The following is a 26,912-nucleotide window of genomic DNA, read 5'->3' on the forward strand; positions in this document are numbered from 1 at the left end:
GTTAGAAAGTATATCCGAGCGTAACGGAGACACTGCGCGGCGCGCCATAAACCGCGTAAGACGAGAGGTAGTCGTAATACTCTTTGTCGAACAGGTTATTGACGTTGGCCTGCACGGAGAGCTGGCGCGTTACCTGATAACGGCTAAACAGGTTGACCAGCGCATAACTCCCCTGCTCGGCGCGCATATTGCCCTGCGGGCCATCAGCATACTGGAAGGTGGTGTTTTGCCAGTTCACGCCACCGCCGACGCTCAGGTCCGGCAGCATCGGCAGTTGATAGCGGGTAAATAGCTTAAGGGTGGTGCGCGGCAAGTCTGAGTTAATCGCATTACCATTATTATCGCTGGCAACAAAGCGCGAGCCGCCGAAGGTCATTTGCAGGTTGTCGGTCATTGCGCCGTTGACCTCAAACTCCACGCCTTTACTCACCGTACCGTTAACCGCGTGGTAAGCCGATTCGGTGGTGCCCGGAATATAAGTGCCGTCTTCCTGCGCCAGATTATCCTGCTCGATGCGGAACACCGCGATGGACGCCGTCAGGCGGCTGTTGTTCCAGTCACCTTTCACGCCTGCTTCGTAGTTTTTGCCTTGAATCGGATCGAGGTAGTTTTTGTTGCTATCGCGCTGGGTCTGCGGCTGGAAAATCGAGGTGTAGCTGGCGTAGGCCGACCAGGTATCGTCAATGTCATACACCACGCCCGCGTATGGGGTGACGTCGGTTTTATAGCTGGTGGCCGTGGTGCCGTCGGCGCGCCAGTCGGTGTAACGTGCGCCAACGATCAGCGACAGCGGGTCAGCCAGCGAGAAGCGCGCGGCGGTATAGGCCGACTTCTGGCGAATAGTATCATTGGAAAGATCGGCCCAGTCACTCCACTGCGGATCGCCGGTGTGACCATTCCAGTTATTATAATTGCCAATATCTGCTTCACTCAGCGTCGCCTGAGTATTGCGATACTGATTGCGCTGGCGGCTGTAACTGGTGCCGACCATCAGCTGGTGCTCACGCCCCAGCAGCTCGAACGGCCCGTTGGCGAAGGCATCCACCGAATCCACTTTACGGGTACCGATGTTCCAGCCGCCGTAGCCCATCACGCCCGCGCCCGTCTGCTTATCTGGGTAGCCTGAGCCGTACATCATTTTGGTATCGAAATCGGTTTCAGCATGAGTGCCGTTGAGGCGCGCCTGCCAGCCGTTATCAAACTTTTGCGTCAGGTTGGCGAACACCTTTTTTGACTCGATATCGGAATAAGCCCAGTCAGGCGCGGCGTTAAAGCTGCGGTCAAAATGGGTGCGGCTGCCGTCGCTATACCAGGTTGGAATACCGCCCCAGGTTGGGTTGGTGGTGTCGTTTTGCTGGTAGTCGTAGCCGAGAGAGAGCTGGGTGGAGTCCGTCAGGTCGGCATCCACTACGGCGTAGAGGAATTTTTTCCGGTAGTGATATCGGTCCAGCCAGGTGTCGTTATCCTGATAGCCAGCAATGACGCGGCCGCGAACCCTGCCCGATTCAGTCAGTGGCGCGGAGAAATCGCCAACGATGCGCTGCTTGTCCCAGCTGCCGTAGCTGCCGGTCACGGAGCCTTGAAACTCTTTGCTGTCGGCATGCTTACGCACCATGTTCACCGCCGCCGACGGATTGCCCGCGCCGGTCAGCAGGCCGGTTGCGCCGCGCACCACTTCGATTCGATCATAAATTGCCGTATCTGAGCCGCCGTCGCCGAAGTTCCACACCGGGCTGAGGGTGGTTGGGATATCGTCAAACAGGAAGTTATTAATGAAGAAGCCGCGCGAGTAGTAGGTCGAACGGTCTGAGTCGATGTTGCTGGCGGTAATGCCCACGGTGTTGTTGAGCACGTCACCCAAGGTTTGCAGGTTTTGGTCCGCCATGCGCTGCTTGCTGATAATGCTCACCGACTGAGGAATATCGCGCGGCACCAGTAGCATCTTGGTGCCTGCGGTAGTCACCGGCACGCTGTAATCCTGCACGCCCGCCTCACCCTGCGCGGGGGCGGTGGCGCTAACCACCACAGTGTCATCCGCCGCCTTCGTCGGCGCTACCTGTTCTGCCATCACCCCTTGGTATGATGAAGCCACAAAAACCGCCATCACGGAGAGAGAAAAGCGTCCGCCAGAGGTCTTTATTCCTACCTTTGTATTTTTTATTTTCACTGCGCAAACCCCAAACAATAAAAAGAATGAGAATCATACGCATTGCGTTTTGATCAGTAAATCAATTAAACACACTAAAAATCCTAAGCCCAACAAGGCTCTAAATATCCACTAGCGACAGGCTTTAAAAAGACCTAGACACGTGTAAGACATAATCTTACAGGGGGTTTTATGCCAAGAATCATGACCGTTGACGTTGGGGATGAGTTGCGGGAATTCATCGACAGCCTCGTTAAATCAGGCGATTACCGAACGCAAAGTGAAGTATTACGCGACGCGCTGCGGCTGCTCCGCGAGAAACAAGCAGAATCTCGTCTGCAAACCCTGCGCGATCTGCTGGCCGAAGGATTGAGCAGTGGAGAACCCGAGGTGTGGGACAAAGATGCATTCTTAAAAAGAATGAAGGGAAAGGCTGATAAACAATAAAAAAGCCCCGCTTAAACCACCACGGAGCTTTGATGTGCGCGACTTAAACTCAGCCTTGGCGCAAAAATGGGGCCACTTTGACGATATTATTAGCGGGGAAATGGCCAAAACAGCGCGGCCTGACCCCACACATCGTCCGTGTTGAAGCCTAACTGCCACACTTCACCGTCATAAATGATGAACGTCTCGCCGAATTTATCCACTCGCGGCCCCTGATAGTTCTTGGCGATACCGTCGCGGGTTACGGTGTCTAATAGCAGCTGACGCTCGGCGCGATCCATCGGCCCTGCGCTGAGACGGGACGGCAGTTGCACCATCTCTTCGGGGCTGTATTTGAAGCAGTCTAGCGCGCACTGGTTGGCATAGAAGAACACCGGGTCCGGCCCGCGGCCGTGGGCCAGAATGCTGTACGGCGCTTCGTTATGCAGCCACTGGTAGCGATCTTCCACCTCCTCTGGGCAGAACAATCCCTGCCCCGTCAGCTGTTTGTAGCATGTATCGATTTTTTTTAGATTTTCTAAATCGTCGGACAACACCATGTTCACCCCCCTAAAATTCAACCTGTCGAAATATGAGTTAAGCTCGAAATAGAGTCTAATTAAGCTTTGTGACGGCAAAAGGAAAAAAGTTCCCGTTGGGGGTGAACCTCCTCAGTCATAAACACATATGCTTTACTGAATGTGTTTTCAGCGCTATGCTGCCGTTATGGTTTGCAACTAAAGGCATGAGCATGTCATCACTTACCGCGCTACAGCTGTTTAAAAATATGTCAGATGACACCCGTTTGACCATTATTTTGTTGTTGAAACAGGCGGGCGAACTCTGCGTATGTGAACTGACTGCCGCCCTTGAACTCTCGCAACCCAAAATCTCACGACATCTGGCTATGCTTCGTGAAAGCGGCCTATTGCAAGACCGGCGCAGTGGGAAATGGGTGCATTATCGCCTGTCGCCACACATGCCGGCGTGGGCCGCCGCCATTATCGATCAGGCCCTGATGAGCCAACAGCAGCACATTGCCCAACTGGCCCTGCGCGCCGCGCAGAACTGCGCCGTCCCGACGGAATAATTGACCTTTTCATCTGCCCATGCGCAGAAAAAATTTATTTAAACATATATGAAATTACATATATAAACCCTAGTGGAGGCAGTATGATTTTGGCGGTGGCAATCTTTGTTCTCACCCTAATATTGGTGATTTGGCAGCCCAAAGGCTTGGGTATCGGCTGGAGCGCCCTGCTCGGCGCGGCGTTGGCGCTGGTTTCGGGGGCAGTGCAACTCAGTGATGTGCCGGTGGTGTGGAATATCGTGTGGAACGCCACCGCGACGTTTATCGCGGTGATCATCATCAGCCTGCTACTTGATGAGTCGGGCTTTTTTGAATGGGCAGCGCTGCACGTGGCGCGGTGGGGAGGCGGCAAAGGCCGCTGGTTGTTCACTTACATCCTGCTGCTCGGCGCGGTGGTGGCGGCGCTGTTTGCCAACGACGGCGCGGCGCTGATCTTAACCCCTATCGTGATTGCCATGCTGCTGGCGCTGGGCTTCAGCCGGGGAGCCACGCTGGCCTTTGTGATGGCGGCGGGCTTTATTGCCGATACCGCCAGCCTGCCGCTGATTGTCTCCAATCTGGTGAATATCGTCTCCGCCGACTTCTTCAAACTCGGCTTTAACGAGTACGCGGCGGTGATGGTGCCGGTGAATATCGCCTCGATAGTCGCCACGCTGGTGATGCTACACCTGTTCTTTCGCCGCGATATCCCAGCTAGTTATGACCTTGGCAAACTGCAACAACCGCGCTTGGCCATTCGCGACCCGAGGACCTTCAAAACTGGCTGGTTGGTGCTGGTTCTGCTGTTAGTCGGCTTCTTTGGGCTTGAGCCGCTGGGCGTGCCGGTCAGCGCGGTGGCGGCGGTTGGCGCACTGTTACTGTGGGCGGTGGCTAAACAACAACGCGTTATTGATACCGGTAAAGTGCTGCGCGGCGCGCCGTGGCAGATAGTGGTGTTTTCGCTGGGCATGTATCTGGTGGTCTATGGGCTGCGCAACGCGGGGCTGACCGACATGCTTTCTGCCCTGCTCAATCGCTTTGCCGAACACGGTCTGTGGGCCGCCACGCTGGGCACCGGTTTCCTCACCGCCTTGCTCTCTTCGGTAATGAATAACATGCCGACGGTGCTGGTCGGCGCGCTGTCCATTGACGCCAGCACCGCCAGCGGCGTGATCAAACAAGCCATGATTTACGCCAACGTGATTGGCAGCGATTTAGGGCCGAAAATTACCCCGATTGGCAGCCTGGCAACTCTGCTCTGGCTGCACGTTTTGAGTCAAAAAGGCATCAAGATCGGCTGGGGATACTACTTCCGCGTCGGCATCGTTATGACCCTGCCGGTATTACTGGTGACACTCTCCGCATTGGCCTTACGCCTCTCTTTCTAAGGAAAAATGTTATGACGAAATCGACTGTAAAGATTTATCACAACCCGGCCTGCGGCACCTCGCGCAACACGCTCGCGATGATCCGCGCTACCGGCACTGAACCCGAGATAATTTTGTATCTCGATACGCCGCCGTCGCGCAATGAATTGGTACAGCTGATCGCCGCGATGGGCATTACTCCCCGCGCGCTGCTGCGTAAGAATGTTGAGCCTTATGCCGAGTTAGGGCTGGCCGAGGATAAGTTCAGCGACGACCAGTTGATTGATTTCATGCTGGCCGCGCCGATTTTAATTAATCGCCCTATTGTGGTCGCCCCGCTGGGCACGCGGCTTTGCAGGCCGTCGGAGCAGGTGCTGGCTATCCTGCCGCACCCGCTGCCCGAGCCATTTATCAAAGAAGATGGCGAGGTGGTCGCCCCTAAATCTCCACCTCAATCACTTTAATTCCGGCGTTTTTCGCCAGCTTGATACACTCCGCCGTGTCTTCTCCGCCGGGGAAAGCCAGCAGCAACTCCGGTTGGCTATCCTCAAGCATAAAGAGGTTGCGGCGGATTTCGGCATATTTACCATACAGTGACCAGTTGGCCGGATAACGCACCACGTGAGCACTGTTTTCCCTCGCCCAGCCCTCTATTACCCCGCCCAGCGATTGGTGGCCGCCGTGAATAACCACCGAAATCGCCACCGACTGATGATATAAATCCAGTACCCGCGTGACGGAATGCATATCGGCATAAAACCGACCGGCACAAATTAATACTCTCATCCTTCTTCACCTTTATATAAATAGGTTGTTGTTATTATCTTGGTTAAATTTCAGGTCTGTTTTCACTGATCAGAATATTGTCATTGCCTAAACGTTCAATAACGGGATAAGCAATTGCGGCGATATGATGATGCACGCGACGATAATCACGTAATACGCGCTGGAATATATCTCCAGATTCCGCCCAGGCATTTTTATCCTCCCGCAACTTTTTAAAATGCTCACGGCTGGCCGATGCCTCCAACTGACGAATCGACTCTTTGCGCGCCACCAACTGATGCGCCGCCGAGAGGTCTTCCCCCAGAAACGCCGTCACCGCCAGCCGTAAACTGGTGAGCACTTCCCAGTGCAGCAGCCGAATGTTGTTCAGCTCGAACTCACTGAACTGCTCGCCACGGCGCGAACGGCGGGTCGCCAGCTGGGTCAGATTACTGGAAAGAATGTCGCCAGCGTGCTCGAAGTTGATCACGAACATCAGGATCTCCTGCGCGCGGTCGGCATCCGAGTCACTCAAACCGTCCTGCCCGAGATCCGCCAGATAGGCGCGAACCGCCGCGCTGAGCAGATCAAGCGACTGATCGACTTGACGAATTTCGTCGGCGACGCCCTGCTCAAGATGCTGGAACAGCACGAACAGCCGGTCGAGCATAATGGTCAGCATGTCCGCTACCCGCAGTGATTCCCGCACCGAGTTAGACAGCCCGAGGTAGGCGACGTCCAGCCCGGCTTCGTCGAGATACATCGGCATACCCGGATCGCCAACGCGCTCTTCTTCCGGGAACAGCGCCTCCAGTACCTGCGCCAGTGGGGAAATCAGCCCGATAAACACCAGCGCCAGCACCACGCTAAATGCCGTGTGGAACCACACCACCAGCTGCGGCGTGGTGAGCGCCAGGCTTCTCGCGCCGTCGGCCAGCAGCGGCAACAGCAGTAACGCCACCAGACTGCCCAATACCCGAACCAGCAGATTGCCAATCGGCAGGCGGCGAGCTACCGGCGTACCGGCGCTCAACACCGGTGGCAAGGCGCCGCCGATATTGGCACCCAACACCAGCACCAGCGCGGTTTCTTGATTCATCACTCCGGTAGTGGCCAGCGAGGCAATCAGCAAAATCACCGCCACGCTCGAGTGGCAAATCAGAGTCAAAATGATGGCGACCATCAGGGCAATCAGGGTATCGCCCTGTAGCCCTTGCATCACGGCGTGAAACACCGGAGTCGACTCAATATGCTCAAGCGTGCTGCCCAACAGGCTGAGCGCCAGCAGCATCAAACCCAGCCCGATCATGGCGCAGCCCGCACTTTCAAAGCTGGAGTGGTCGCGCATTTTGAACACCACAAAGCCCCCCAGCATCAGCAGCGGGATAGCAATCGCGGTGTTGAAACTCATCAGTTGCACCACCAGCGTGGAGCCAATATTGGCACCAAGCATCACCGCTAGCGCGGGGGAAAGGCTTAGCGTCCCGGCAGCGGTAAAGGAGGTTGCCATCAGGCTCACGGCGGTGCTGCTTTGCAGAATGCCGGTGATGCCGATGCCGGACAGCAGCGCCATCCAGCGGTTGCTCAAATGGCGGCCCATCCAGTGACGCAGTTGGGTGCCGAATCCGCGCTGTAGCGCGGTGGAAATCATATGGCTGCCCCACAACAGTAGGGCAATGGCGCCAGCCAGGTTAATTAACAGGGTGGTTCCAGACAGAGTAGTTCCGAACATAATTATTCCCCCTTATTCAGGGATGGTGCTTTGGTAAAACGCAGTAACCTGATCGAAATTCGATTAATAGCGCTGGCGAAATCTAAAACAGTTTTAGTTTGGGTATAACTTATTTTCTCCTTGCTGTACCACTTCAGAGAATTAACGCGCAGGATGCGGGTTATTTTCATTAAAAATAACACCACCAAAATGATGATCTTATTTTTAATCAGCAAAATAACGCCACGCTTAGGTCTAATTAAATAAGCGTGTTTCATGGTAACTTCCTATAACTCTTTTCCTTTATTCAAACGAGTGCCGTGATTAGACGACACCCGTTTGAGGTCACATCAATAAAGATTATTTCTGTTCAATCTTAATGCCACTGTTTGAAGCGACGGATATAAATGGTTTTCATGCCCTGCGCCACGCAGCAGTAGGCCAGTAAGGTGCCTGCCAACCATGGGAAGTACTGCCACGGCAGTGCCTGCAGCCCGACCAATGGCCCCAACGGCGAGAACGGCACATAGATACCAATCGCCATCACCATGCCGGTCATTAACAGTACCGGCAGCGCCGCCGTGCTCTGAATGAACGGGATCTTCTGGGTACGCAGCATATGCACCACCAGGGTCTGTGACAGCAGTCCTTCGACAAACCAGCCGGACTGGAACAGCGTCTGCATATGTTCACTATTGGCGCTAAACACAAACCACATCAGCGCGAAGGTAGTCATGTCGAAAATCGACGAGGTTGGACCAATCCATACCATAAAGCGGCCGATGTTTTTCGCGTCCCACTTACGCGGTTTTTTCAGGAACTCCTTATCAATTTTGTCCCAAGGCAGAGCAAGTTGTGAAATATCGTACATAAGGTTTTGCAGCAGCAACTGAATCGCCATCATCGGCAGGAACGGAATAAACGCACTGGCCACCAGCACCGAAAATACGTTGCCGAAGTTGGAGCTGGCGGTCATGTTCAGGTACTTCATGATGTTGCCGAAGGTCTCGCGCCCCTTGAGTACCCCCTCCTCCAACACCATCAGGCTCTTTTCCAGCAGGATGATATCGGCAGACTCTTTGGCGATATCCGTGCCGCTGTCGACGGAAATCCCCACGTCGGCGTCGCGCAGCGCCGGGGCATCGTTAATCCCATCGCCGAGGAAACCGACGGTGTGGCCGTTAGCTTGCAAGGCTTTCAACACCCGCGATTTTTGCAACGGCGTCAGCTTGGCAAACACCGTGCGCTCTTCCACTAAAATTTGCAGCGTGGCGTCATCCAGATGCTCCAACTGCGGACCGAGCACCGGCTCGCCCGGCTCCAGCCCCACCTGACGGCAGATGCGCGTAGTGACAATCGCGTTATCCCCGGTCAGCACTTTCACCGCCACGCCGATATTTTGCAGTGCGGCAATGGCCGGGCCTGCGGTCTCTTTCGGCGGATCCAGGAAGGTCAGGAACCCGCGAATAATCAGGTCGTGCTCATCTGCCGTGCTGTACTGAGGCTTGGTATCACCCTTTTTAATGTCGCGGGTGGCTACCACCAGCACGCGGAAACCGTCTTTGTTGTAGTCGTTGGCCATCGCCAGCAGCTCATCGCGACGCGTTTGATCCAGCTCCACGACTTTGCCGTTTTCATGCATGTGGGTCGAAATGCTCAACATCTCTTCCACCGCGCCTTTGCACACCAGCAGGTGATTAGCCTGTTTATCCTTCACCACGATCGACAGGCGGCGGCGGATAAAGTCGAACGGCATCTCGTCAACCTTGCTATACCCCTCCGGTTTGACGAAGTTCGCCTCGTTTTCGGAGAAGTAGATCACCGCCTGATCCATCAGGTTCTTAATGCCGCTCTGGTGATGGCTGTTCAGCCACGCCAGTGACAGCACTGACTCATTCTTCTGCCCGGCGGTATCAATGTGGTGCTCGAGAATGATTTTATCCTGAGTCAGCGTGCCGGTTTTGTCGGTGCAAAGCACGTCCATTGCGCCTAAGTTCTGGATGGAATTCAGACGCTTAACTACCACTTTGCGTTTCGCCATCGCCACCGCGCCTTTGGCGAGGTTGGCACTAACAATCATCGGCAGCATTTCTGGCGTCAGGCCGACCGCCACCGCCAGCGCGAACAGCAGCGCGTCCCACCACTCTCCCTTCATCAGGCCGTTAATCATGAACACCACCGGCACCATCACCAGCATGAAGCGGATCAGCAGCCAGCTCACGCTGTTCACGCCACGGTCAAAGGCGGTTTGCACGCGGGTGCCGACGATGGCTTTCGCCAGTGAACCAAAGTAGGTTCGCGGCCCGGTCGCTACCACCACCGCCTGCGCCGTGCCGCTGACCACGTTCGTACCCATGAAGCAGATGTTCGGCATATCCAGCAGGCTGTCATTATCCATTGCCACTTCGCTGGCTGACTTCTGCGCCACGTCGCCCAACGTGTCGTACTTCTCCACCGGCAAGGCTTCGCCGGTTAACACCGCCTGGCTGATAAACAGGTCACGAGACTCAATCAGCCGCACGTCGGCGGGGATCATGTCCCCAGCATAGAGCTGCACGATGTCCCCTACCACCAGTTCGCGCATTGGGATTTCACACAGCTTGCCCGGCTTGCTGACGCTGTCGCGACGCAACACGGTGGCGGTGGTTCTGACCATCGCTTTCAACGCTTCGGCGGATTTTGCCGAGCGATGCTCCTGCCAAAAACGCAGTAATCCGCTAAGGCTAACCATCGCGCCGATGATGATAACGGTAGTCAAATCCCCCTCATCGCCGCTGTGGGTTGGCAGCCAGTAATCGGTAAAGAAGCTGATGCTGGCAAGGGCTAACAGGATGTAAATAAACGGGTTGTTAAACGCCTTGATCAACTGCACTAGCGCGTGAGGCGGCTTATCGTGCGCCACTTCGTTATAGCCATCTTTTTCCAGTCGCGACGCCGCGTTGGCGTGCAGCAGCCCCTCTTTGGTGGCTCCCATGTTAATCAGCGTGGTCGCCACGCCATTTTTGGCTTCCTGGGCGGCACGCATTGACAGCGCGTTGGCCTTCGGATTTTTTTTATCCCGGGTTTTGTGTTCTACAGTCATGGTAGTGCTCCTGTCGCCAGACAATAGGGAACTCTTCACGGCATAAGCAGAGTTGCAGGCAGCCGGAAATAGTCCGTATCGTTTATGCGATCGGTTTTTAATTAATTTTGCGCAAGCGTTCCCGCCATTCAATTAATGAACGGAGTAAAACATTTTGGTTTTATTTATTTACGCATAGCTTCGCCGGCCTGAATATTTAAATAAACTCAGGCAATCAAAAAATACGCAAATAATAACTGATGGCACCTCGGTGACAGATTGCGTGACGCGTTAAGCCTTAATCCGCTCAGGGATTAACGCCACGACGCCGCAACACCGCCAGGGGTGATATCAGGCAGAGAAGGTCCGACTTTGTGGGTCTTCGGTATCAGAAAAGGTGCAGCGTTGCTCCAGCTGGCCGGTGACAGGACTGACGCGCCAATTAGTAACACGCTGATTCAATTCATTGATTTTGTTTGAAAAAATCGAATTGGAATGTTTTTTACGCGCAGCCAAAGTCCGATCGCGGGACGGGCGAACGCGCAAAGTGGATGTCAGTGCTTTGACATCAGGGAAAAGGGTCATTTTGAAGTTCATAACACACCTCGGGACCGTGATACTTCAGGTTGAGGTGCTAAGACACAAGAGACTAAGCTCTGGCGAGGCACACCCGAACGATGAAATGATCACAATCAATTTCATGTTTATTATTCCGAACCGCTAAGAAAGCGTCATTCGGCAAGTGACTAGATACAGTGTCCATTATTCTCTTATGTTAAGTTAGGAAAGGCCTCAACTTCCGGCCCGTGCAATCTACCCATGAGCCATAATATTGTCAACCCGCAAAGTAATAATAAATAGGTTTGTTTATATTCTGGTGATATTCGCGACCTCATTGCTGGAAAACATTAAACTCAAATAGAAAGGTTATTACATTACATTTCACTCAGATGATTATTAGCCACGGCGATTTCCCCCTTGGCGAACTCATCCCCCTTCTCCGCTGGTCCGGCGTTTTCCCGCGCGGTTCAGTCCCCGCGCGAGGGTTAAGCAGAGAAAACGGACTATTAGCGCGGAGCCTTGGCCAGCGCATTGATCTGTTTAGCTTCAATCACATAGCGGCCTTTAGCTCCCCGCGCCGCGTTCAGCATGGCGTTGCCGAGGCTCTCCGTGGTCACTAAGCGATTGGGGAATAACTGGCGGAACAGCGCCAAGACGGGCTTGGTCCAGCGATAAAACGCCCGATAACTGGCGGTTTTCGACTCAATACCGTGCAGCGGCACAATCACCCCAGGGCGGAATAAATAGACGCTAGCGAACGGCAGCTTTTGCAGGTCATTCTCGGTTTTGCCTTTCACCCGTGCCCACATTACACGGCCCTTCTCGCTGCTGTCGGTCCCGGTGCCTGAGACATAAGTAAAGGTCAGATTTGGCGAGTGCTGCGCCAGCTTTTTGGCGATACCCAGCGTCAGGTCATAAGTTTGGCGGCGATACTGCACTTCGCTCAGGCCCGAGGCGGAGATCCCGAGGCAGAAGAAGCAGGCATTAAAGCCCTGCCATTCGCTTTCATCCAGCGTTTCAGGTTGCAGCAGGTCTGGCAGCACCACCTGGCGCAGCTTGGGGTTTGTTTCTTTTAAGCGGCTGCGCCCGACGGTGGTGACTTGCTCGACATCCGCCGCCAGCAGGCATTCGCGCAATACGCCCTGCCCGACCATGCCTGAAGCTCCAAAGATGATAATTTTCATTACGCGATGTCCTTAATGTCGCCGGTATGGCGATGATGACCCAGCATACTGAGATCTCAGGTGCGTTGTGAGTGGCTAATCGTGGCTTAGCCCGCCGCCACCTGCTGTATCAGCCAGTTCTCAAAGCTTTTAATCGCCGGGGTTTTGGCGCGCGATTTAAGCTGGGTCAGCCAATAACTGCCAAGATCTACTTCTAACGGGAATGGCTGCACCAGCTGGCCGCTCTGCACTTCGCGACTAAACATGTTGGCTGGAACCAGCACCGCGCCGCCGCAGTGAATGGCGCTTTCCACCATTAGCCGCGAGGAGTCAAATACCGGGCCGCCAATGCGCCACGGCGTGATTTGCGCGGCGCTGAGCCACTGATCCCACTCATCCTTGCGATAAGTGCGCATCAGCGGATGGCGTTTCAGGTCCTCTGGCGTCTGCAACTGGCGGGCAATCTCAGGGGTACAGAGCACGGTCAGCGGCGCGTCCAGCAACTTAAGATTTTGCGTCATCGGCCACTGGCCATTGCCGAAACGGATGGCTAAATCCATGCCGTCAGAGGCCAGATTCACAACGTTATTGTTGGTCAGAATGCGCAGATCGATAAACGGATGAGCTTCGCGGAATGAGGCCAGCCGGGGCATTAGCCAGCCTACGGCAAAGGTGCCGACCACCGCCACGGTGAGCACCTCGTGAAAATGGCCGTCCTCAAACTGATGCAGCACCGCGCTGATGCGCTCAAAGGCGTCACTGAGAACGGGAAACAGCGCCTGACCTTCCTCAGTCAAATCTAATCCCCGTGGCAGACGGCGGAACAGCACGATGCCCAACTGCTCTTCGAGACTTCTGACCTGCTGGCTGATGGCGGCCTGTGTCACGCACAGTTCCAACCCGGCGCGGGTGAAACTTAAATGACGTGCAGAAGACTCGAAGGCTCGTAAGGCGTTTAATGGTAGTCGGTTGCGCATGGCGTGTGGCATAAGTTTTCCTTTAGGCTCCCTGAAATTCTTGTCGCTTGTGAGAAGATGGCGAATGGATAAAACTTATTCGCGACGTCAAACGATTCATCTAAATCCATTTATTTTTTCAATACCTGAGAATTCACCATGAAAAAAAACCAGATGTTAGTTCTGGCTCTGTTCCCACTGACGCTATTAAGTGCATCCGTCAGCGCGGCCACCGACAAAGCCGAGATCGATAAAATAATCCAGCCCTTGATGCAGAAATACCATGTGCCGGGCATGACCATCGCCGTCTCTGAAAACGGCAAGCACACATTCTACAACTACGGCGTGGCCTCGAAACAGACCAAGGCCCCAATTACTAACACCACGCTGTTTGAAATTGGCTCGCTGAGCAAAACCTTTACCGCGACGCTGGCGGCCTATGCCAATAATCAGGGCAAAATAGACTTCAACGATCCGGCCAGTAAATATCTGCCGTCGCTGAAAGGTTCTGCCTTCGACCATGTCAGTCTGCTGAATCTGGCAACTCACACCTCCGGTCTGCCGCTGTTCGTGCCGGACGACGTGACTAATAACACCCAGTTGATGACTTACTACAAAAACTGGCAGCCAAAGCATGCAATTGGCACTTATCGGGTTTATTCCAACTTGGGTATCGGCATGCTGGGGATGATCACCGCGCAAAGCCTGAATATGAAATTCAGCGACGCGATGGAAAAACAGCTGCTCCCAGCCGTGGGCATGACCCGTACTTATGTCAACGTGCCAGAAGATCAGATGCACGACTATGCGCAAGGTTATAACAAGGCTGATAAGCCGGTTCGGGTGAATCCCGGCCCGCTGGATGCCGAATCTTACGGCTTGAAATCCAACTCGCTGGATTTAATTCGCTTCCTTGATGCCAATATGCAAGTGAAGAAAATCGACGACTCATGGCAGAAAGCCATTAACGATACCCATACCGGCTATTTCAAAGCCAGCGAATTCACCCAAGATATGATGTGGGAAAGCTACGCCTACCCGCCAGAACTCAAGCAACTGGTGACCGGCAATGCAGCGGGGATGATTATGGAGGGTATGCCAGCCACCGCCATCACGCCGCCAAAACCGGGCACGCCTGAGAACTGGTATAACAAAACCGGCTCCACCGGCGGGTTCTCCACCTACGCGGTGTTTATTCCGTCGCGCAAAATTGCCGTGGTGATGCTGGCGAACAAATGGTTCCCGAACGACGACAGGGTCAACGCCACCTACAACATTATTCAAACCTTGGATAAGTAACTAGGCCTGAACGGAGAGCGCGGCGAGTGCCGCGCTCATAAAATATTAGGTACTTTCCCTCTTGCCGATTAAGGGTGGCGCTTCCCCGGCATTCGCTTGGAAAACCGAATAGCATCTGGAGGCGTTGAATATGCATTGGCCTCTTTTTTTAACTTTATCAGCATCTTCTGTAGGTACAGACGGTTTTCAACGCCGAGCTTTTTTTCAATATTATTGACGTGCTGACTAACGGTTTTGACACTGATCGACAAACTGTCGGCGATTTGCATCGGCACAATGCCGTCGGCTAGCATGCGCATGACGCACCATTCCCGCGCCGTTAATTTGGCAAATCTGTTTGAGGGTATCGCCATATTAATGCGCCATGTTGAAGCAGGTCAGGCTGCCTTTCCAAGGTGAAAATACGCACGACGCCAGCGCATGCATACTGTCAGTTTTATAAACGATCTCTTTCTGGCCGGTGACGGAAATTAATAACTTCACGGCGTCTTCGTTAGCAACTTGGGTATAGATCACCAATTTGCTGCGCGGCCATTTGGATGAGAAGGATCGTACAAACTCAATACATTCGAAAACATCATTATCGCGGCTGAATAACTCCATCACCACTACGTCGATCTCATTGCTTCGAAGGTTAACGGTCAGATCACTAATATTTGAGGCGGCCATCACATTAATCCCTTTGGAATTAAAGTAGACAGAAAGACCATATTTAATATAAGTATCGGCGTCCATCATAGCGATATTAAGCATATCTATTCTCATGATAAAAAAATGCCACAGTATCGTGGCAAATATTCCCTGGTGTGGAACAGAAAGCGTTGCCAAATAAAGCGTGGTAACCCCTCCATCGGGTTACGCAGGCAGCTAACCGAGCATCTGGGGATGAGGTATTAATCGGTCAGCATGGAACCATTAAACAAGTTATTGCGAGGGATAATAATCGGCGAAATCATCATGAGCTGTAGGAAATGGATGACAAGACTACGGCACTCATTCGACATGAGTCCGCGACGAAAAAAGCAAATATAAACGCACTAACAACGAAACAGATTATCTTAAAAGTGATTAAAGAATAACTCCTATTTTCTATTTCATTCTGACTACACACCCCGTAGTCCAGCGCCTACGCCGCCTGACGAATTGGCTGATTTTTCCCTTTATTTAAATAATGTTTAATAAGAAAAATCTTGATGGAATGACGCCAAATGTTATTCCACGAATTTTTTATTACGTCATTTTTTCACTTTAAGTTAAAAGGAAACAGCCTGCCCGTTTAGTGACCGCTTATTCCTTTTAATTCTCTAACTCAAAATGAGTAATGATTATGAATGCGCCATTAATATCTGCCCGACGCCAACCCCGTGCCGAGTGGGGTGAAATCCCCACAGCCGAGATTAAAGAGCCGATACTGATACCTCCGCGGCTGACGATGTTGCATTCAACACTATTACGGCGCGAGTCAAAGAGGCTAAGTTAACCCAGAACTCAATCTGACAGTGACATGGACAACCAAGTCAGCTGACTTTAGTGATGAAGGGGAACAGCCAGAGCTCTGCTTTCCTCCTTTTTTATCCCTTGCCCAGCATCTCGTATCAGCCAAATCATCACCCCCTGTAGGAACTGGCCTACAAAGGCGAATTCATCTTGTTATAGGGAGTGCGGCTATTTAAGATACGAATAATCTTACAGTCATCTACTCTTATTCTTAGAGACTGCGACAGCATTTACTTTAGGTTGGAATAATAATGAGTCGATTTCTTATCGTTGATGACCATCCCTTGGCCCGTACCGCAATACGCTTTTTGCTAGAAAATAACGGACATGAAGTGGTGGCTGAAACCGCCGATGGTCAGGAAGTTTTTGGTTTGATGGCCGAGTTAGAACCAGACATGTTAATTATTGATATTGATATAAATAATATGGACGGGCTGGAAGTGATCGAAAATTTAAGAACCCAGCGTAACCACACGCCCGCCATCGTCATGAGTGGTAAAAATGCCGACTACTACGCCCTGCGTAGCGCGAAAAGCGGGGCCAACGGCTTTATCAGCAAGAAAAATAACCTGTCTGATTTAAATATTGCCATTGAAGCCGTGCGCAATGGTTATGGCTATTTCCCCCTTAAAAGCCATAGCAACGCCTTATTAGAAGAAACCACCAGCGATGCCGAGCGAATTAAAACCCTTTCCACGCGGGAATTTCAGGTTTTGCAATATTTAGCTCAGGGCATGGAAGTGATCACCATTGCCACTAGAATGAAAATAAGCAATAAAACCATCAGCACTTATAAAAGCCGGTTAATGGACAAACTGGGGCTGAAAACACGGACGGAGTTACTCGACTTTGTCAGACGTAACCAGATTTCATGACCCAGTGACAGGCCCAAAGTAATGTTAAAAGTGCTTTTTGTTTTACTGCTGACGTTATCCATGTCGGTGCTGGCCGCGCCGCCACCCCAACAATTGATGATTTACAGCCGCCAGCAACAGCCTGAATTGAAGTTCCACCTCTCCGACGCCGACTGGCGCTGGCTGGGCATCAAGAAAGAGCTGACGGTCGCCACCTGGGAGCCGCAAAACCAGCCGATGGATATCGTGGTCGCTCCGGGCACCTTTGAAGGTATCTCCGCCGATTATCTGCAAATCGTCAGCCGCCAGCTCGGCGTGCAACCTCGCCCGGTGCGTTTTGAAAGCCGTGCCGAGGCGCTGATGGCAGTGGAGTCCGGTCAGGTGGATATGATGATTGACGACCACGGCTCGCCAGACATCGACCCACAGCGCTTCTCAGCCAGCCTCGCCTATTTGCCCAATCATCCTGCGCTGGTCACCAAAAAAGCCACCGACATGGACAAACCCACGCCGGGTAAGCCTTTCAGCCTGGTGGTCGCCAAGGATTACTTGTCTGATGCCCAGATCAAAAAGCTCTATCCCGACGCGCAGATAACCCGTTTCCCCTCAAGCCAAAGCGCTATTTCCGCCCTTGCCTACCGCCATTACGACTACCTGCTTGGCAATATGGCCAATGTCAGTTTCTTCATCGACAGAAATTACAGCAATAGCCTGTCGGTAGTATCCTTCTCCCCGGCTCTCGACGCCGGAGCTCGCATCGTGATGCGCAAAGACAATGCCGTGCTTTTGCGCGCGGTCAACAGCGTGCTGGCCGCCGTCACGCCGCTGCAACAGGACGCCATCATCAACTCCTGGTTCCTCGGACCGGACTTCTTCTTCCTGCACCAGCCGGTGAAAATGACCGCCCACGAGCAGCAGTGGATTAAAGAGAATCCGGTGATTAAGGTGATCGCCAATCCGTTCTACGCGCCGATCAGCCTGCGCGACGCCGACGGCAGCTTCCACGGTATTAGCATGGACCTGCTGCATCTGATTTCCCTGCGTACCGGCATTCATTTCGAGATGATCCCCGAAGGAAATGTCAGCAGCATGGCCGACGATTTGGTCAATCACAAAGGTGATATGATTGCCGCTCTGAGCCACAGTACGCTGCGCGAAGATAAGATGACCTTCACCCGTCCTTTCATGTTTGCACCTTTCGTTCTGGTGGTGCGTAATGATGGCAAAGCGCCGACAGAGCTGGGCGGCAAGATGCGCGTGGCGGTGGTCGACGGTAATCAGATTCAGCAGAGATACGCCGAGCTGTACCCAGAAGTGGTCTGGCTCCCCGTGGCCAATGCCACCCTAGCCATGAAATTGGTGGAAGAAAAGCGCGCCGACGCCGCGATTCATATTCAAACCGGTGCCAGCTTTATGATTGACCGCTACTTCGCCGGTCGGCTGAAAATTGCCGCCCGCGTAGGCGATCAGACGGCCACCGTCAGCTTCGGGGTGCGTAAAGATCAGCGCGAGCTTGAAGGCATTCTCAACAAGACGCTGGCCGATATTCCGCCACGCGCCTACGCCAAAATCTTCAACAAGTGGCAAGGCAGCCCGGAAGTGCCGCTGGAAACCTGGAAGCTCTACAGCACCCAATATTATTTGATGTTCGGGCTGGCGGGCATATTGGTGGTCAGCACCCTGCTTTGGGCCTTCTGGCTGCGCCGGGCGATGAAAGTGAAGCAAAAGGCGCAGGCCGCGCTGCTGCTGCAACTTAACTTCCGCGACACCCTGCTAAACGGCTCGCCGACGCCTATTTACGTGGTGAACCGTCACGGCGAGGTGATAAGTCACAACCGCGCCTACGACCAGTTCTTTGCACAAGTAGCACCCGAACATATGGCGCTGCCGCTGTTTGACCAGCGCCATCCACTGTCGCCGTTACTGCCTGCCCTTGAGCCGTTACTGTCACAGCAGCAAAATGAACAAGACGGCCACGAATACCAACAGCGCGCCACCCTGTTTAATGGTGAAGAACATCGCATTGTCGCCCACTGGACCACGGTATTAAACGACCATAAAGGGGCGATTGACGGGCTTATCTGCGGCTGGCAGGACATCACCGATTACGAAAATCTGTTGGTGGAAGTCTCCGCCGAAAAAGATAACGCCCAGCAGGCCAACAAGGCGAAAAGCACCTTCCTCGCCACCATGAGCCATGAGATTCGTACCCCGGTCAGCGCGATCATCGGCCTGCTCGAACTGGCAGAGAATAGCCGCAATGCCGACACGCCAGACGGCGAGGCTCTGCAACTGGCTTACACCTCGGCTCAGTCGCTGATTGAGTTAGTGGGCGACGTACTGGATCTGGCGAAGATTGAGTCCGGCAACCTTGAGCTTTCGCCGCAGTGGGTGTCGCCAGTGCAAACCTGCTCCTCGGTGATCCATATCTTTGAAGGCTTGGCCCAGCAGAAAGGGCTGAAGCTGAGCTGGGATAATCGTCTGACGCAGGATATTGAAGTCTGGCTCGACCCGCAGCGGCTGAAACAGATGCTCTATAATTACCTGAGCAATGCACTGAAATTCACCACGCGCGGCACGGTGGGCATTGAGCTATCAGGCGCGCAGAGTTCCGAGGATCGCCTGCAAATGCAGGTGGTGGTGCATGATACCGGCATTGGTATCAGCGACGAGGACCAGAAAAAACTGTTCGTGCCGTTTAAGCAGCTCGACGCGGGTAAAAAGCAGACCGGCACGGGATTAGGCTTGGTGATCAGCGCCGAGTTAATCCAGCTGATGAGCGGCACCTGCCGGTTTGACAGCCAGCCGGGTCAGGGAACCCGGGTGATCCTCACCTTCGACCTGCCTGCTCGCGCGGCCCTGCATTCTCCTGCGGTGACCGAAGACGGTCTGCGCATTACGCCGCGCTCGCTGGATATTCTGATTGCCGATGACCACCCAACCAACCGCCTACTGCTGCGCCGCCAGTTGACGTCGCTGGGGCATCGGGTGATTGAGGCGGTCAATGGCGAGCAGGCGCTGCGGCTATGGCAGGAGCATCATGTTGACTTGGTGATAACCGATTGCCATATGCCGGTCATGGACGGATTAGCGCTGACGCGCGCGATTCGCCAAAACGGCCAACCTGCGGTGATTTGGGGGCTGACGGCTAACGCGCAGGCCGCCGAGCGCAAAGCCAGTCTGGACGTCGGCATGAATGAGTGCTTCTTCAAACCCCTGCGCATGAAGCAGCTTAACGCGGCGCTTCATCAACTGGCGTTGGTGATTTCTACCCCGCCACCACTGGAAACCCTGCTCGACCTGCCGAGCCTAAGGTCGCTGGCGATGAAAGATGACGCACTGCTCAAGCAAATGCTAGAACAGACGCGGGATGAGAACCGGCGCGACGTGGCGGCAGCCAGCGCGGCGTTGGAAAAAGAGGATTGGCGCAGTTTCGCCGAGGCGCTGCATAAAATCAGCGGCGCGGCGCAGATTGTCGGCGCCGAGCAGATTGAGGAGATGGCCAGCATGATGGAGGATCAAACCTTTGGTAATCCGGACGCCGAGGCGCTGAATACCGACTTCCGCCAGCTGTGTGCCGATATCCTACAGCTCGACCAAGCCATTCGCCTGTGGCTTATCGCCAATGACGGCCAGCAAAGCTAAAAACTGACTAACCGCCGGTGATGTTTCACCTCGTCTGGTCGCCACGCCTTGCTTTGTCAACCGTGACATGGCGCAGCGATAAAAATCCGCTGCGCACTTGGGAGAGATCATTAACAACGGCTGGCGAGCCAAATAGTCAGCAGTCAGATGAGGTTTCTCCAACCCCCAGGAGGCGGGCAGCACTAAGGACAAACTTTCGCGGCGGCGGTAAGGACATCATGCAAGGTGGCGATGCACTGGACGTTGGGGCTATCAGGCAGATTTCCTGGGTTTACACGACCGCGGGATAATCGAGCCGGGAGCCCGGGCTGACTACGTAGTATTGGACAAACAGCTGAAGGTCATTGAAGGGAAATTGGTGGAAGTGCGATAGGCTGTTTCCCGCACGCCCCTTGCCGGACCCGCTATAACAACATCGCTAAAAACGATCCGAATATCGCCAATAAGCTGGCAAACACGGCATGGGCACCGCGTAATAGCGCGGCGAAAATCACCATGCCAATTGACGCTATGGAAACCAAAACCCGCGAAGGGTTTTCAATAATATAAGCCAAAAACACGTCCATTCCCTGTCTATCCTGAGCGTGATGTTTCAAAATGTTGCAGGAGCTTAGCACGTCTTCCGCTAAGTTGGTTTTGCTCTTTACAGGACATTACCTTTGGTATGCGTTACCCCGAATTTTTATTAATTTTCAGTTAAATAGCTCGCCTGATCACCACACTCACCTAACTTTTCTCCCACAGCTGAAATCTATTGTTGCTACAAAAAAAGCACAAAGTGTTATCCCATTGATTTTTAAAAGTTAAACCACAGGTTTCAATCAAAATTTAATTATCGCGATATTTAAACAACAACAATTAACTTGTGCACTATTTAATAGCGAGATATAAAATATCCCATCACCACAACATAGCGTTCACAACATCAGAGAGAAAAATAATGAAACGTAAAATCACTGCCGCCAGCACCTTAGCCTTATCCATGTTATCTGCCAGCGCCTTCGCCGCGCCGGTCCTTGAACCAACCACTCAGGCTTTTCTCGACTCTCTGGCCGGTTCTACCCCGATTTATAAAATGACACCGGCCAATGCCCGCAAAGTGCTTGAAGGTGCGCAGGCCAAGCCCGACCACCTGCTGAATGTAGACATCAAAGACAAAGTGCTGCCCATTGGCCCGAAAGGAAAAACCAATATCCGCGTTATTCGCCCACAGGGCTTTAGCCAGAAACTGCCGGTGATTGTCTATTTCCACGGCGCAGGTTGGGTAATGGGCGACAAAAATACCCATGACCGTCTGGTTCGCGAATTGGCAGTAGGCAGCAAAGCCACGCTGGTGTTCGTGGATTACAGCCGCTCGCCGGAAAACCACTATCCGGTAGCGATTGAAGAAGATTACGCAGTGACGAAATATATTGCCGACCACGCCGATGAGTTCAACGTCGATGCCTCGCGGCTGGCCGTGGCCGGGGATAGCGTCGGTGGCAATATGGCGGCCGTGGTCACGCTGCTGGCAAAAGAGCGCAAAACGCCGGCAATTAAGTCCCAGCTGCTGTTCTACCCGGTGACCTCAGCCAATTTCGATAACGGCTCTTACCACGAGTTCGCCCAAGGGCCGTGGTTAACCCACGATGGCATGAAGTGGTTCTGGGATCAATACGAACCTAATGTCGCCAAACGCGAAGATATCTACCATTCGCCGCTGAATGCCACGGTTGAACAGCTGAAAGGCTTACCGCAGGCGATGGTGATCACTGACGAAAATGACGTGCTGCGTGATGAAGGCGAAGCCTACGCCCGCAAACTGACTCAGGCCGGAGTGCGCGTCACCGCAACCCGCTACGCCGGAACCATCCACGACTTCGTGCTGCTTAACGCGCTGTCACAAACGCCAGCAACCCGCGCGGCCATCAGCGAAGCGACGACCTTCCTGAGTGAAAGCTTGAAATAAGCTGTGCCGCATCTCCCCCTCCCCTGACTCGGGGAGGGAAATCCCTTCGCGCTATGGCAGCTAAATCCCCAACACCAGCAGATCCATGGCAGCCACCACCTCATCTCTCGCACTGCTCGCATTCATCACCGGCTGATGCCGTAACTCCTGCAAGCGAATACTGGTCAGAAGATTGGTCAGGATGAGGTAATGCTGGCCCGAAACCTCGATGGAAGGATGTAATTGCTTGATAGCCTTGAGGTTGTTAATTGACGTTAGAGGGATAACCACGCGCTCGTTGAGCCGTTCAAATAGCGGATTTTGGATATCCATAAAGAAGGGATACTTGCTCTTTCCCGCGCCAAGGTTTTCATAAATATCGAATTGCGCCATTACAACACGCCCCTTCCTTGTGAAAATAACCCGGCCTCTTCGGTGAAGGCATTGCATGAATCGATGGCTTGCTGATTGTCTTCCATGAACTGTTTACTCTGCTGTGCCCTGACGGCTTCTTTCAACGCTTTATCAAAAGTCGCGGATAAATTAATGCCCAACGCTTTGGCTTGCTCCAGCAGCTCAGCGTTTAACGTGACGTTGGTTCTTCGCTTCGCCGTGGACGAATTAACTGGCATTACACACTCCTTGTACGCATCAACAATGCGCACAATATTTACACACTTCAGGCGCTCATGCCAATACATCTTAACCTCCTTATTTCGCGGTGTTCTGAGTCCTATTCCCTGCGCCCAATAAAAAACGGCCCTTTCAGGCCGTTTCGTTTTACTCCATTCTTACTGATTAGCCACGCGCGGCGATGATACTTTCTGCGACGTTGCGCGGTGCCTCGGCGTAATGGTTGAACTCCATGGTGTAAGTTGCACGGCCTTGCGACATAGATCGCAGCGTGGTCGAGTAACCAAACATCTCGGAGAGCGGCACTTCGGCTTTAATAATTTTACCGCCGCCGCCCGCAATCTCTTCCATCCCCTGCACCGTACCGCGACGAGAAGACAAATCGCCCATCACGCTACCGGCGTAGTCTTCCGGCGTTTCCACTTCAACGCGCATCATCGGCTCGAGGATCACCGGGCTGGCCTGACGCGCCGCCTCTTTGAAACCAAAGATAGCCGCCATCTTGAAGGCCATTTCCGAGGAATCCACCTCGTGGGAGGAACCGAAGGTCAGGGTCACTTTGACATCAACCACCGGGTATCCCGCCAAAATGCCGTTGTTCAGCGCTTCTACTACGCCTTTTTCCACCGCCGGAATAAATTCACGCGGCACCACCCCACCTTTGGTGGCATCAACAAAGGCAAAACCTTTGCCCGCTTCCTGCGGCTCGAGGGTGAATACCACGTGGCCGTACTGGCCTTTACCGCCGGACTGGCGCACAAATTTGCCGTCAACGTCAGTCACCGTTTTACGCACGGTTTCACGATAAGTCACCTGCGGCTTACCGATATTGGCTTCGACGCCAAACTCGCGTTTCATACGGTCAACGATGATCTCCAGATGCAACTCGCCCATGCCGGAAATGATCGTCTGCCCGGACTCTTCGTCAGTGCGGATACGGAACGACGGGTCCTCCGACGCCAACCGTGACAGCGCAATGCCCATTTTCTCCTGATCGGCCTTGGTTTTCGGCTCGATGGCCTGTGAAATCACCGGCTCAGGGAACTCCATGCGCACCAGAGTGATAATGTCAGATGGGTCGCACAGGGTTTCCCCGGTGGTTACATCTTTCAGGCCGACGCAGGCCGCAATATCGCCCGCGCGGATCTCATCAATCTCAATACGATCGTTAGCATGCATCTGCACAATACGGCCGATTCGCTCTTTCTTGCCGCGCACCGGGTTGTAGACGCTATCGCCTTTCTTCAGCACGCCGGAATAGACGCGCACGAAGGTCAATTGCCCCACATAGGGGTCGGTCATCAGTTTGAACGCCAGCGCCGAGAACTTTTCGTTGTCGTCAGAATGGCGGAACACTTCCTGATCCTTCTCGTCAGTACCCGCGACCGGCGGGATGTCCAGCGGAGAAGGCATCAGTTCGACCACTGCGTCGAGCATGCGCTGCACGCCTTTATTTTTAAAGGCGCTGCCACACAGCATCGGCTGAATCTCACCGGCAATAGTGCGAATGCGTAGACCTTGGGTGATTTCGTCTTCGGAAAGGTCGCCTTCTTCAAGGTACTTATCCATCAACGCATCATTGGCCTCGGCCGCCGCAGAGACCATTTTTTCGCGCCACTCTTCGGCCAACGCCTGCAAATCCGCAGGGATCGGCTCGTAGCGGAAGGTCATGCCCTGCGTCTCGTCATCCCACAGGATGGCGCGCATTTTGCGTAAATCGACTACGCCGACGAAGTTCTCTTCGCTACCAATAGGGATAACAATCGGCACCGGATTGGCTTTCAGCCGGTCAACCATCATCTGGCGGACGCGGAAGAAGTTAGCCCCCGGACGGTCCATTTTGTTGACGAAAGCCAGACGCGGCACTTTATATTTGTTGGCCTGACGCCATACGGTTTCCGACTGTGGCTGCACGCCGCCGACCGAGTCATAGACCATCACCGCGCCGTCGAGCACGCGCATTGAGCGCTCAACTTCAATGGTGAAATCGACGTGCCCTGGGGTGTCGATGATATTAATGCGGTGCGAATCAAACGAGTGATCCATCCCCTGCCAGAAACAGGTCACTGCCGCAGAAGTGATGGTGATCCCGCGTTCTTGTTCTTGCGCCATCCAGTCCGTCGTCGCACCGCCATCATGCACTTCACCCAGCTTGTGATTCATGCCGGTGTAAAACAGGATGCGCTCGGTGGTGGTGGTTTTACCGGCGTCGATGTGTGCTGAGATACCAATATTGCGGTAGCGCTCAATGGGGGTTTGGCGAGCCATATAACGTCCTTACGTGATGGATGGCAAAGTTGACGCACTGCCTAGTGCAGTTTTGCGTCATTTCATTTAACGAGAGGCATAATACAACTGTACGAGTATATTCGTACAATAAATTTATTCTATTAGTGAAATCGTTGTGATGTGTGCTTTAAAGAGTGTAGCTGTATGAGCTATATTGCGCGTCCCACGCATATCGGCGTGAAAGAAAGAGGATCATTCCAATGATAGCGAACCACCCCGAGCGCGAGCAGATTCGCTTAGAGAATGTACTGACAGCACTGGGCAATCCGCTGCGTTTAGCCGTTGTACGCACGCTAGCCAAAGGCGGCGAACACCCTTGCGGAACCCTGTTGCAGGGCTTGTCGAAATCGACCCTAACCCACCACTGGCGCGTGCTGCGCGACAGCGGCGTTATCTGGCAGCGCCCGGACGGCCGCGCCAACTTGTTATCTTTGCGTCGCGAAGATCTCGACGCACGCTTCCCCGGTTTACTCGACTCCCTATTGAGCGCCATTGAATCCGACTCCAGCACGCTGGAAGCCACGGTGCGCCACATCTCCGAAGAACATCTTTAATTATCAATCAGCTGAGTGCGCAGCAACTCGCAGAAAGTATTGATGATTGCCGATGACCCGCTGTCTTCGCGGCGAGCCAAATAGAGTGGCGCGCTGAGCTGCGCCTGCGCCACCAGCGGCAGAAACACCATCCCTTCTCCGCCCAGTCGGGTGATTGATTGCGGCACAATAGACACGCCAAGCCCCGCGCCCACCAGACTCAGACATGAGGTCAAACGCGGCGCTTCTTGCACTATTTGCGGGCTAAACCCGGCACGGAAACAGGCGGCTAAAATGGCGTCATACAGCCCCTGTCCCGCCGGGCGTCGGTAAAGCACAAAAGGCTCGTTCGCCAATAGCTTGAGTGAAATCGGCTCGTTGCGCGGCAGCGTTGCCAGCCGATGCCCCGCTGGGAGCGCCACCAGCATCGGCTCCTGCAACACGCGCTCCACCTTCAACTCGGGCATACCGTGAACCGGCATCCTGACGAATGCAAGGTCAATGCGCTGCGCCAGAACGCCCTGCAATAGCTCGGTGCTTCCCGCTTCCTCCAACTGGGTGCTCACCGTGGGGTAAATTTCGCGATAGCGGCGCAGCACTTCCGGCACAAAGGAGTGCAGCGCGGAAGAGCTGGTGAAGCCGACGGTGATACTTCCCTGCTTGCCCTGCGCCGCGCGCTGCATCGCCGCTTCCAGCTGGTCGGCGCGTGAAAGCAGCGCCCGCGCCTCTTGCAGCAGCACGCTTCCGGCATCGGTCGCGACCACGCCGCGCGGCTGGCGAACCAGCAGTGGAACGCCAAAATCCTGCTCCAGCCCCTGCAATAAGCGACTTAACGGCGGCTGCTGAATAAACAGACGCTCGGCGGCGCGGGAAATACTGCCTTCTTCAACCACGGTAACAAACGCGCGGAGTTTTCGCAGATCCAGTTTTGACATACCTTTTAGGTATCCTTTGTGGTCATTAAATGCATTAGACATCATGACACGCCGCCGAGCATTATGGCAAAAAAA

Annotated in this window: 25 protein-coding genes; 9 read left to right on the plus strand and 16 right to left on the minus strand. The window is 53.8% G+C overall.

Annotation, left to right across the window (positions count from 1 at the left end; translation table 11 throughout):
• Window position 1: 1 nt before the first annotated feature.
• Window positions 2-2,068, minus strand: a complete 2,067-nt coding sequence (gene fhuE / locus SBO83_RS18770; protein WP_396132618.1) for a ferric-rhodotorulic acid/ferric-coprogen receptor FhuE — start codon at window positions 2,066-2,068, stop codon at window positions 2-4.
• A 270-nt stretch (window positions 2,069-2,338) separates the two neighbouring features.
• Here fhuE and SBO83_RS18775 point away from each other — a divergent pair, with 270 nt between their 5' ends.
• Entirely contained in the window at window positions 2,339-2,593 is a 255-nt protein-coding gene (locus tag SBO83_RS18775; RefSeq protein ID WP_396132544.1) for a type II toxin-antitoxin system ParD family antitoxin, read from the plus strand.
• An 89-nt stretch (window positions 2,594-2,682) separates the two neighbouring features.
• On the opposite strand, the gene SBO83_RS18780 is transcribed toward SBO83_RS18775, so the two are convergent.
• Entirely contained in the window at window positions 2,683-3,132 is a 450-nt protein-coding gene (locus tag SBO83_RS18780; RefSeq protein ID WP_396132545.1) for an MEKHLA domain-containing protein, read from the minus strand.
• Window positions 3,133-3,323: 191 nt separating this feature from the next.
• Between SBO83_RS18780 and SBO83_RS18785 the strand changes: the two genes are divergently transcribed.
• The 3 genes from SBO83_RS18785 to arsC all read left to right on the plus strand — a co-directional run bounded on the left by SBO83_RS18785 (window position 3,324) and on the right by arsC (window position 5,472).
• The gene (locus SBO83_RS18785) at window positions 3,324-3,662 is read left to right on the plus strand and encodes a metalloregulator ArsR/SmtB family transcription factor (RefSeq protein WP_396132546.1); all 339 of its coding nucleotides are present in this window, start codon (window positions 3,324-3,326) and stop codon (window positions 3,660-3,662) included.
• A gap of 83 nt (window positions 3,663-3,745) precedes the next feature.
• Entirely contained in the window at window positions 3,746-5,029 is a 1,284-nt protein-coding gene (locus SBO83_RS18790) for an arsenite/antimonite efflux transporter (RefSeq protein WP_396132547.1), read from the plus strand.
• Window positions 5,030-5,040: 11 nt separating this feature from the next.
• Window positions 5,041-5,472 (plus strand): arsenate reductase (glutaredoxin), encoded by a 432-nt coding sequence (arsC, locus tag SBO83_RS18795; protein WP_396132548.1) that lies wholly within the window; start codon window positions 5,041-5,043, stop codon window positions 5,470-5,472.
• Here the strand turns inward: arsC and SBO83_RS18800 are convergent.
• From SBO83_RS18800 to SBO83_RS18830, 7 genes are all read right to left on the minus strand, one after another.
• Window positions 5,447-5,794, minus strand: a complete 348-nt coding sequence (locus tag SBO83_RS18800) for a DUF2493 domain-containing protein (RefSeq protein WP_396132549.1) — start codon at window positions 5,792-5,794, stop codon at window positions 5,447-5,449. The two genes, arsC and SBO83_RS18800, sit on opposite strands and share 26 nt — an antisense overlap.
• Before the next feature lie 43 nt (window positions 5,795-5,837).
• Window positions 5,838-7,490 carry a Na/Pi symporter gene (locus SBO83_RS18805; RefSeq protein ID WP_396132619.1) on the minus strand — a complete coding sequence of 551 codons (1,653 nt, stop codon included), beginning with the start codon at window positions 7,488-7,490 and terminating at the stop codon, window positions 5,838-5,840.
• 17 nt (window positions 7,491-7,507) lie between these two features.
• Window positions 7,508-7,762, minus strand: a complete 255-nt coding sequence (locus tag SBO83_RS18810; protein WP_185687983.1) for a hypothetical protein — start codon at window positions 7,760-7,762, stop codon at window positions 7,508-7,510.
• 98 nt (window positions 7,763-7,860) lie between these two features.
• Window positions 7,861-10,566 carry a magnesium-translocating P-type ATPase gene (gene mgtA / locus SBO83_RS18815; RefSeq protein ID WP_396132550.1) on the minus strand — a complete coding sequence of 902 codons (2,706 nt, stop codon included), beginning with the start codon at window positions 10,564-10,566 and terminating at the stop codon, window positions 7,861-7,863.
• 330 nt (window positions 10,567-10,896) lie between these two features.
• The gene (locus SBO83_RS18820; RefSeq protein ID WP_396132551.1) at window positions 10,897-11,142 is read right to left on the minus strand and encodes a hypothetical protein; all 246 of its coding nucleotides are present in this window, start codon (window positions 11,140-11,142) and stop codon (window positions 10,897-10,899) included.
• A 470-nt stretch (window positions 11,143-11,612) separates the two neighbouring features.
• The gene (locus SBO83_RS18825; RefSeq protein ID WP_396132552.1) at window positions 11,613-12,290 is read right to left on the minus strand and encodes an epimerase; all 678 of its coding nucleotides are present in this window, start codon (window positions 12,288-12,290) and stop codon (window positions 11,613-11,615) included.
• Window positions 12,291-12,376: 86 nt separating this feature from the next.
• The gene (locus tag SBO83_RS18830) at window positions 12,377-13,246 is read right to left on the minus strand and encodes a LysR substrate-binding domain-containing protein (protein ID WP_396132620.1); all 870 of its coding nucleotides are present in this window, start codon (window positions 13,244-13,246) and stop codon (window positions 12,377-12,379) included.
• A gap of 138 nt (window positions 13,247-13,384) precedes the next feature.
• Between SBO83_RS18830 and ampC the strand changes: the two genes are divergently transcribed.
• A complete protein-coding gene (gene ampC / locus SBO83_RS18835; RefSeq protein WP_396132553.1) occupies window positions 13,385-14,524 on the plus strand; it encodes a class C beta-lactamase in 1,140 nt (379 codons plus the stop codon).
• A gap of 68 nt (window positions 14,525-14,592) precedes the next feature.
• Here the strand turns inward: ampC and SBO83_RS18840 are convergent, their stop codons facing one another.
• Both SBO83_RS18840 and SBO83_RS18845 read right to left on the minus strand, forming a co-directional pair.
• A complete protein-coding gene (locus SBO83_RS18840; protein ID WP_396132554.1) occupies window positions 14,593-14,877 on the minus strand; it encodes a LuxR C-terminal-related transcriptional regulator in 285 nt (94 codons plus the stop codon).
• 1 nt (window position 14,878) lies between these two features.
• Window positions 14,879-15,277: a hypothetical protein gene (locus tag SBO83_RS18845; protein WP_396132555.1), complete on the minus strand. Its 399-nt coding sequence runs from the start codon at window positions 15,275-15,277 to the stop codon at window positions 14,879-14,881.
• A gap of 995 nt (window positions 15,278-16,272) precedes the next feature.
• Between SBO83_RS18845 and SBO83_RS18850 the strand changes: the two genes are divergently transcribed.
• Together SBO83_RS18850 and SBO83_RS18855 are read left to right on the plus strand one after the other, a co-directional pair.
• Window positions 16,273-16,896: a response regulator gene (locus SBO83_RS18850; protein WP_396132556.1), complete on the plus strand. Its 624-nt coding sequence runs from the start codon at window positions 16,273-16,275 to the stop codon at window positions 16,894-16,896.
• A 21-nt stretch (window positions 16,897-16,917) separates the two neighbouring features.
• A complete protein-coding gene (locus SBO83_RS18855; protein ID WP_396132557.1) occupies window positions 16,918-20,520 on the plus strand; it encodes a transporter substrate-binding domain-containing protein in 3,603 nt (1,200 codons plus the stop codon).
• Between the two features lie 404 nt (window positions 20,521-20,924).
• On the opposite strand, the gene SBO83_RS18860 is transcribed toward SBO83_RS18855, so the two are convergent.
• Window positions 20,925-21,086 carry a hypothetical protein gene (locus SBO83_RS18860; protein WP_396132558.1) on the minus strand — a complete coding sequence of 54 codons (162 nt, stop codon included), beginning with the start codon at window positions 21,084-21,086 and terminating at the stop codon, window positions 20,925-20,927.
• A gap of 374 nt (window positions 21,087-21,460) precedes the next feature.
• On the opposite strand from SBO83_RS18860, the gene SBO83_RS18865 reads away from it, so the two are divergent.
• A complete protein-coding gene (locus tag SBO83_RS18865) occupies window positions 21,461-22,468 on the plus strand; it encodes an alpha/beta hydrolase fold domain-containing protein (RefSeq protein WP_396132559.1) in 1,008 nt (335 codons plus the stop codon).
• 60 nt (window positions 22,469-22,528) lie between these two features.
• On the opposite strand, the gene SBO83_RS18870 is transcribed toward SBO83_RS18865, so the two are convergent.
• The 3 genes from SBO83_RS18870 to fusA form a co-directional block, all read right to left on the minus strand.
• The gene (locus tag SBO83_RS18870) at window positions 22,529-22,840 is read right to left on the minus strand and encodes a CcdB family protein (RefSeq protein ID WP_396132560.1); all 312 of its coding nucleotides are present in this window, start codon (window positions 22,838-22,840) and stop codon (window positions 22,529-22,531) included.
• Window positions 22,840-23,148, minus strand: a complete 309-nt coding sequence (locus tag SBO83_RS18875; protein ID WP_396132561.1) for a type II toxin-antitoxin system CcdA family antitoxin — start codon at window positions 23,146-23,148, stop codon at window positions 22,840-22,842. Before SBO83_RS18875 ends, SBO83_RS18870 begins: the two co-directional genes overlap by 1 nt.
• Before the next feature lie 97 nt (window positions 23,149-23,245).
• Complete coding sequence (fusA, locus tag SBO83_RS18880) at window positions 23,246-25,348, minus strand: elongation factor G (RefSeq protein WP_396132562.1); 2,103 nt, start codon at window positions 25,346-25,348, stop codon at window positions 23,246-23,248.
• A gap of 221 nt (window positions 25,349-25,569) precedes the next feature.
• Here fusA and SBO83_RS18885 point away from each other — a divergent pair, with 221 nt between their 5' ends.
• Window positions 25,570-25,923 carry an ArsR/SmtB family transcription factor gene (locus SBO83_RS18885; RefSeq protein ID WP_034789596.1) on the plus strand — a complete coding sequence of 118 codons (354 nt, stop codon included), beginning with the start codon at window positions 25,570-25,572 and terminating at the stop codon, window positions 25,921-25,923.
• Here SBO83_RS18885 and SBO83_RS18890 read toward each other — a convergent pair.
• Complete coding sequence (locus SBO83_RS18890; RefSeq protein ID WP_396132563.1) at window positions 25,920-26,837, minus strand: LysR substrate-binding domain-containing protein; 918 nt, start codon at window positions 26,835-26,837, stop codon at window positions 25,920-25,922. The genes SBO83_RS18885 and SBO83_RS18890 overlap by 4 nt on opposite strands.
• Window positions 26,838-26,912: the final 75 nt, after the last annotated feature.

It is taken from the genome of Ewingella allii (genome assembly GCF_044430645.1).
In the GTDB taxonomy this organism is placed as follows: domain Bacteria; phylum Pseudomonadota; class Gammaproteobacteria; order Enterobacterales; family Enterobacteriaceae; genus Ewingella; species Ewingella allii.

What these genes read in the sequence shown, in the direction of transcription:
- SBO83_RS18780 (WP_396132545.1), bottom strand. Translation starts at nt 3,132, where the DNA reads ATGGTGTTGTCCGACGATTTAGAAAATCTAAAAAAAATCGATACATGC.
- mgtA (WP_396132550.1), bottom strand. Translation starts at nt 10,566, where the DNA reads ATGACTGTAGAACACAAAACCCGGGATAAAAAAAATCCGAAGGCCAAC.
- SBO83_RS18865 (WP_396132559.1), top strand. Translation starts at nt 21,461, where the DNA reads ATGAAACGTAAAATCACTGCCGCCAGCACCTTAGCCTTATCCATGTTA.
- SBO83_RS18800 (WP_396132549.1), bottom strand. Translation starts at nt 5,794, where the DNA reads ATGAGAGTATTAATTTGTGCCGGTCGGTTTTATGCCGATATGCATTCC.
- SBO83_RS18810 (WP_185687983.1), bottom strand. Translation starts at nt 7,762, where the DNA reads ATGAAACACGCTTATTTAATTAGACCTAAGCGTGGCGTTATTTTGCTG.
- fusA (WP_396132562.1), bottom strand. Translation starts at nt 25,348, where the DNA reads ATGGCTCGCCAAACCCCCATTGAGCGCTACCGCAATATTGGTATCTCA.
- arsC (WP_396132548.1), top strand. Translation starts at nt 5,041, where the DNA reads ATGACGAAATCGACTGTAAAGATTTATCACAACCCGGCCTGCGGCACC.
- ampC (WP_396132553.1), top strand. Translation starts at nt 13,385, where the DNA reads ATGAAAAAAAACCAGATGTTAGTTCTGGCTCTGTTCCCACTGACGCTA.
- SBO83_RS18860 (WP_396132558.1), bottom strand. Translation starts at nt 21,086, where the DNA reads ATGGACGTGTTTTTGGCTTATATTATTGAAAACCCTTCGCGGGTTTTG.
- SBO83_RS18875 (WP_396132561.1), bottom strand. Translation starts at nt 23,148, where the DNA reads ATGTATTGGCATGAGCGCCTGAAGTGTGTAAATATTGTGCGCATTGTT.
- SBO83_RS18790 (WP_396132547.1), top strand. Translation starts at nt 3,746, where the DNA reads ATGATTTTGGCGGTGGCAATCTTTGTTCTCACCCTAATATTGGTGATT.
- fhuE (WP_396132618.1), bottom strand. Translation starts at nt 2,068, where the DNA reads ATGGCAGAACAGGTAGCGCCGACGAAGGCGGCGGATGACACTGTGGTG.
- SBO83_RS18845 (WP_396132555.1), bottom strand. Translation starts at nt 15,277, where the DNA reads ATGCTTAATATCGCTATGATGGACGCCGATACTTATATTAAATATGGT.
- SBO83_RS18785 (WP_396132546.1), top strand. Translation starts at nt 3,324, where the DNA reads ATGTCATCACTTACCGCGCTACAGCTGTTTAAAAATATGTCAGATGAC.
- SBO83_RS18775 (WP_396132544.1), top strand. Translation starts at nt 2,339, where the DNA reads ATGCCAAGAATCATGACCGTTGACGTTGGGGATGAGTTGCGGGAATTC.
- SBO83_RS18840 (WP_396132554.1), bottom strand. Translation starts at nt 14,877, where the DNA reads ATGGCGATACCCTCAAACAGATTTGCCAAATTAACGGCGCGGGAATGG.
- SBO83_RS18885 (WP_034789596.1), top strand. Translation starts at nt 25,570, where the DNA reads ATGATAGCGAACCACCCCGAGCGCGAGCAGATTCGCTTAGAGAATGTA.
- SBO83_RS18870 (WP_396132560.1), bottom strand. Translation starts at nt 22,840, where the DNA reads ATGGCGCAATTCGATATTTATGAAAACCTTGGCGCGGGAAAGAGCAAG.
- SBO83_RS18830 (WP_396132620.1), bottom strand. Translation starts at nt 13,246, where the DNA reads ATGCGCAACCGACTACCATTAAACGCCTTACGAGCCTTCGAGTCTTCT.
- SBO83_RS18850 (WP_396132556.1), top strand. Translation starts at nt 16,273, where the DNA reads ATGAGTCGATTTCTTATCGTTGATGACCATCCCTTGGCCCGTACCGCA.
- SBO83_RS18890 (WP_396132563.1), bottom strand. Translation starts at nt 26,837, where the DNA reads ATGTCAAAACTGGATCTGCGAAAACTCCGCGCGTTTGTTACCGTGGTT.
- SBO83_RS18825 (WP_396132552.1), bottom strand. Translation starts at nt 12,290, where the DNA reads ATGAAAATTATCATCTTTGGAGCTTCAGGCATGGTCGGGCAGGGCGTA.
- SBO83_RS18855 (WP_396132557.1), top strand. Translation starts at nt 16,918, where the DNA reads ATGTTAAAAGTGCTTTTTGTTTTACTGCTGACGTTATCCATGTCGGTG.
- SBO83_RS18820 (WP_396132551.1), bottom strand. Translation starts at nt 11,142, where the DNA reads ATGAACTTCAAAATGACCCTTTTCCCTGATGTCAAAGCACTGACATCC.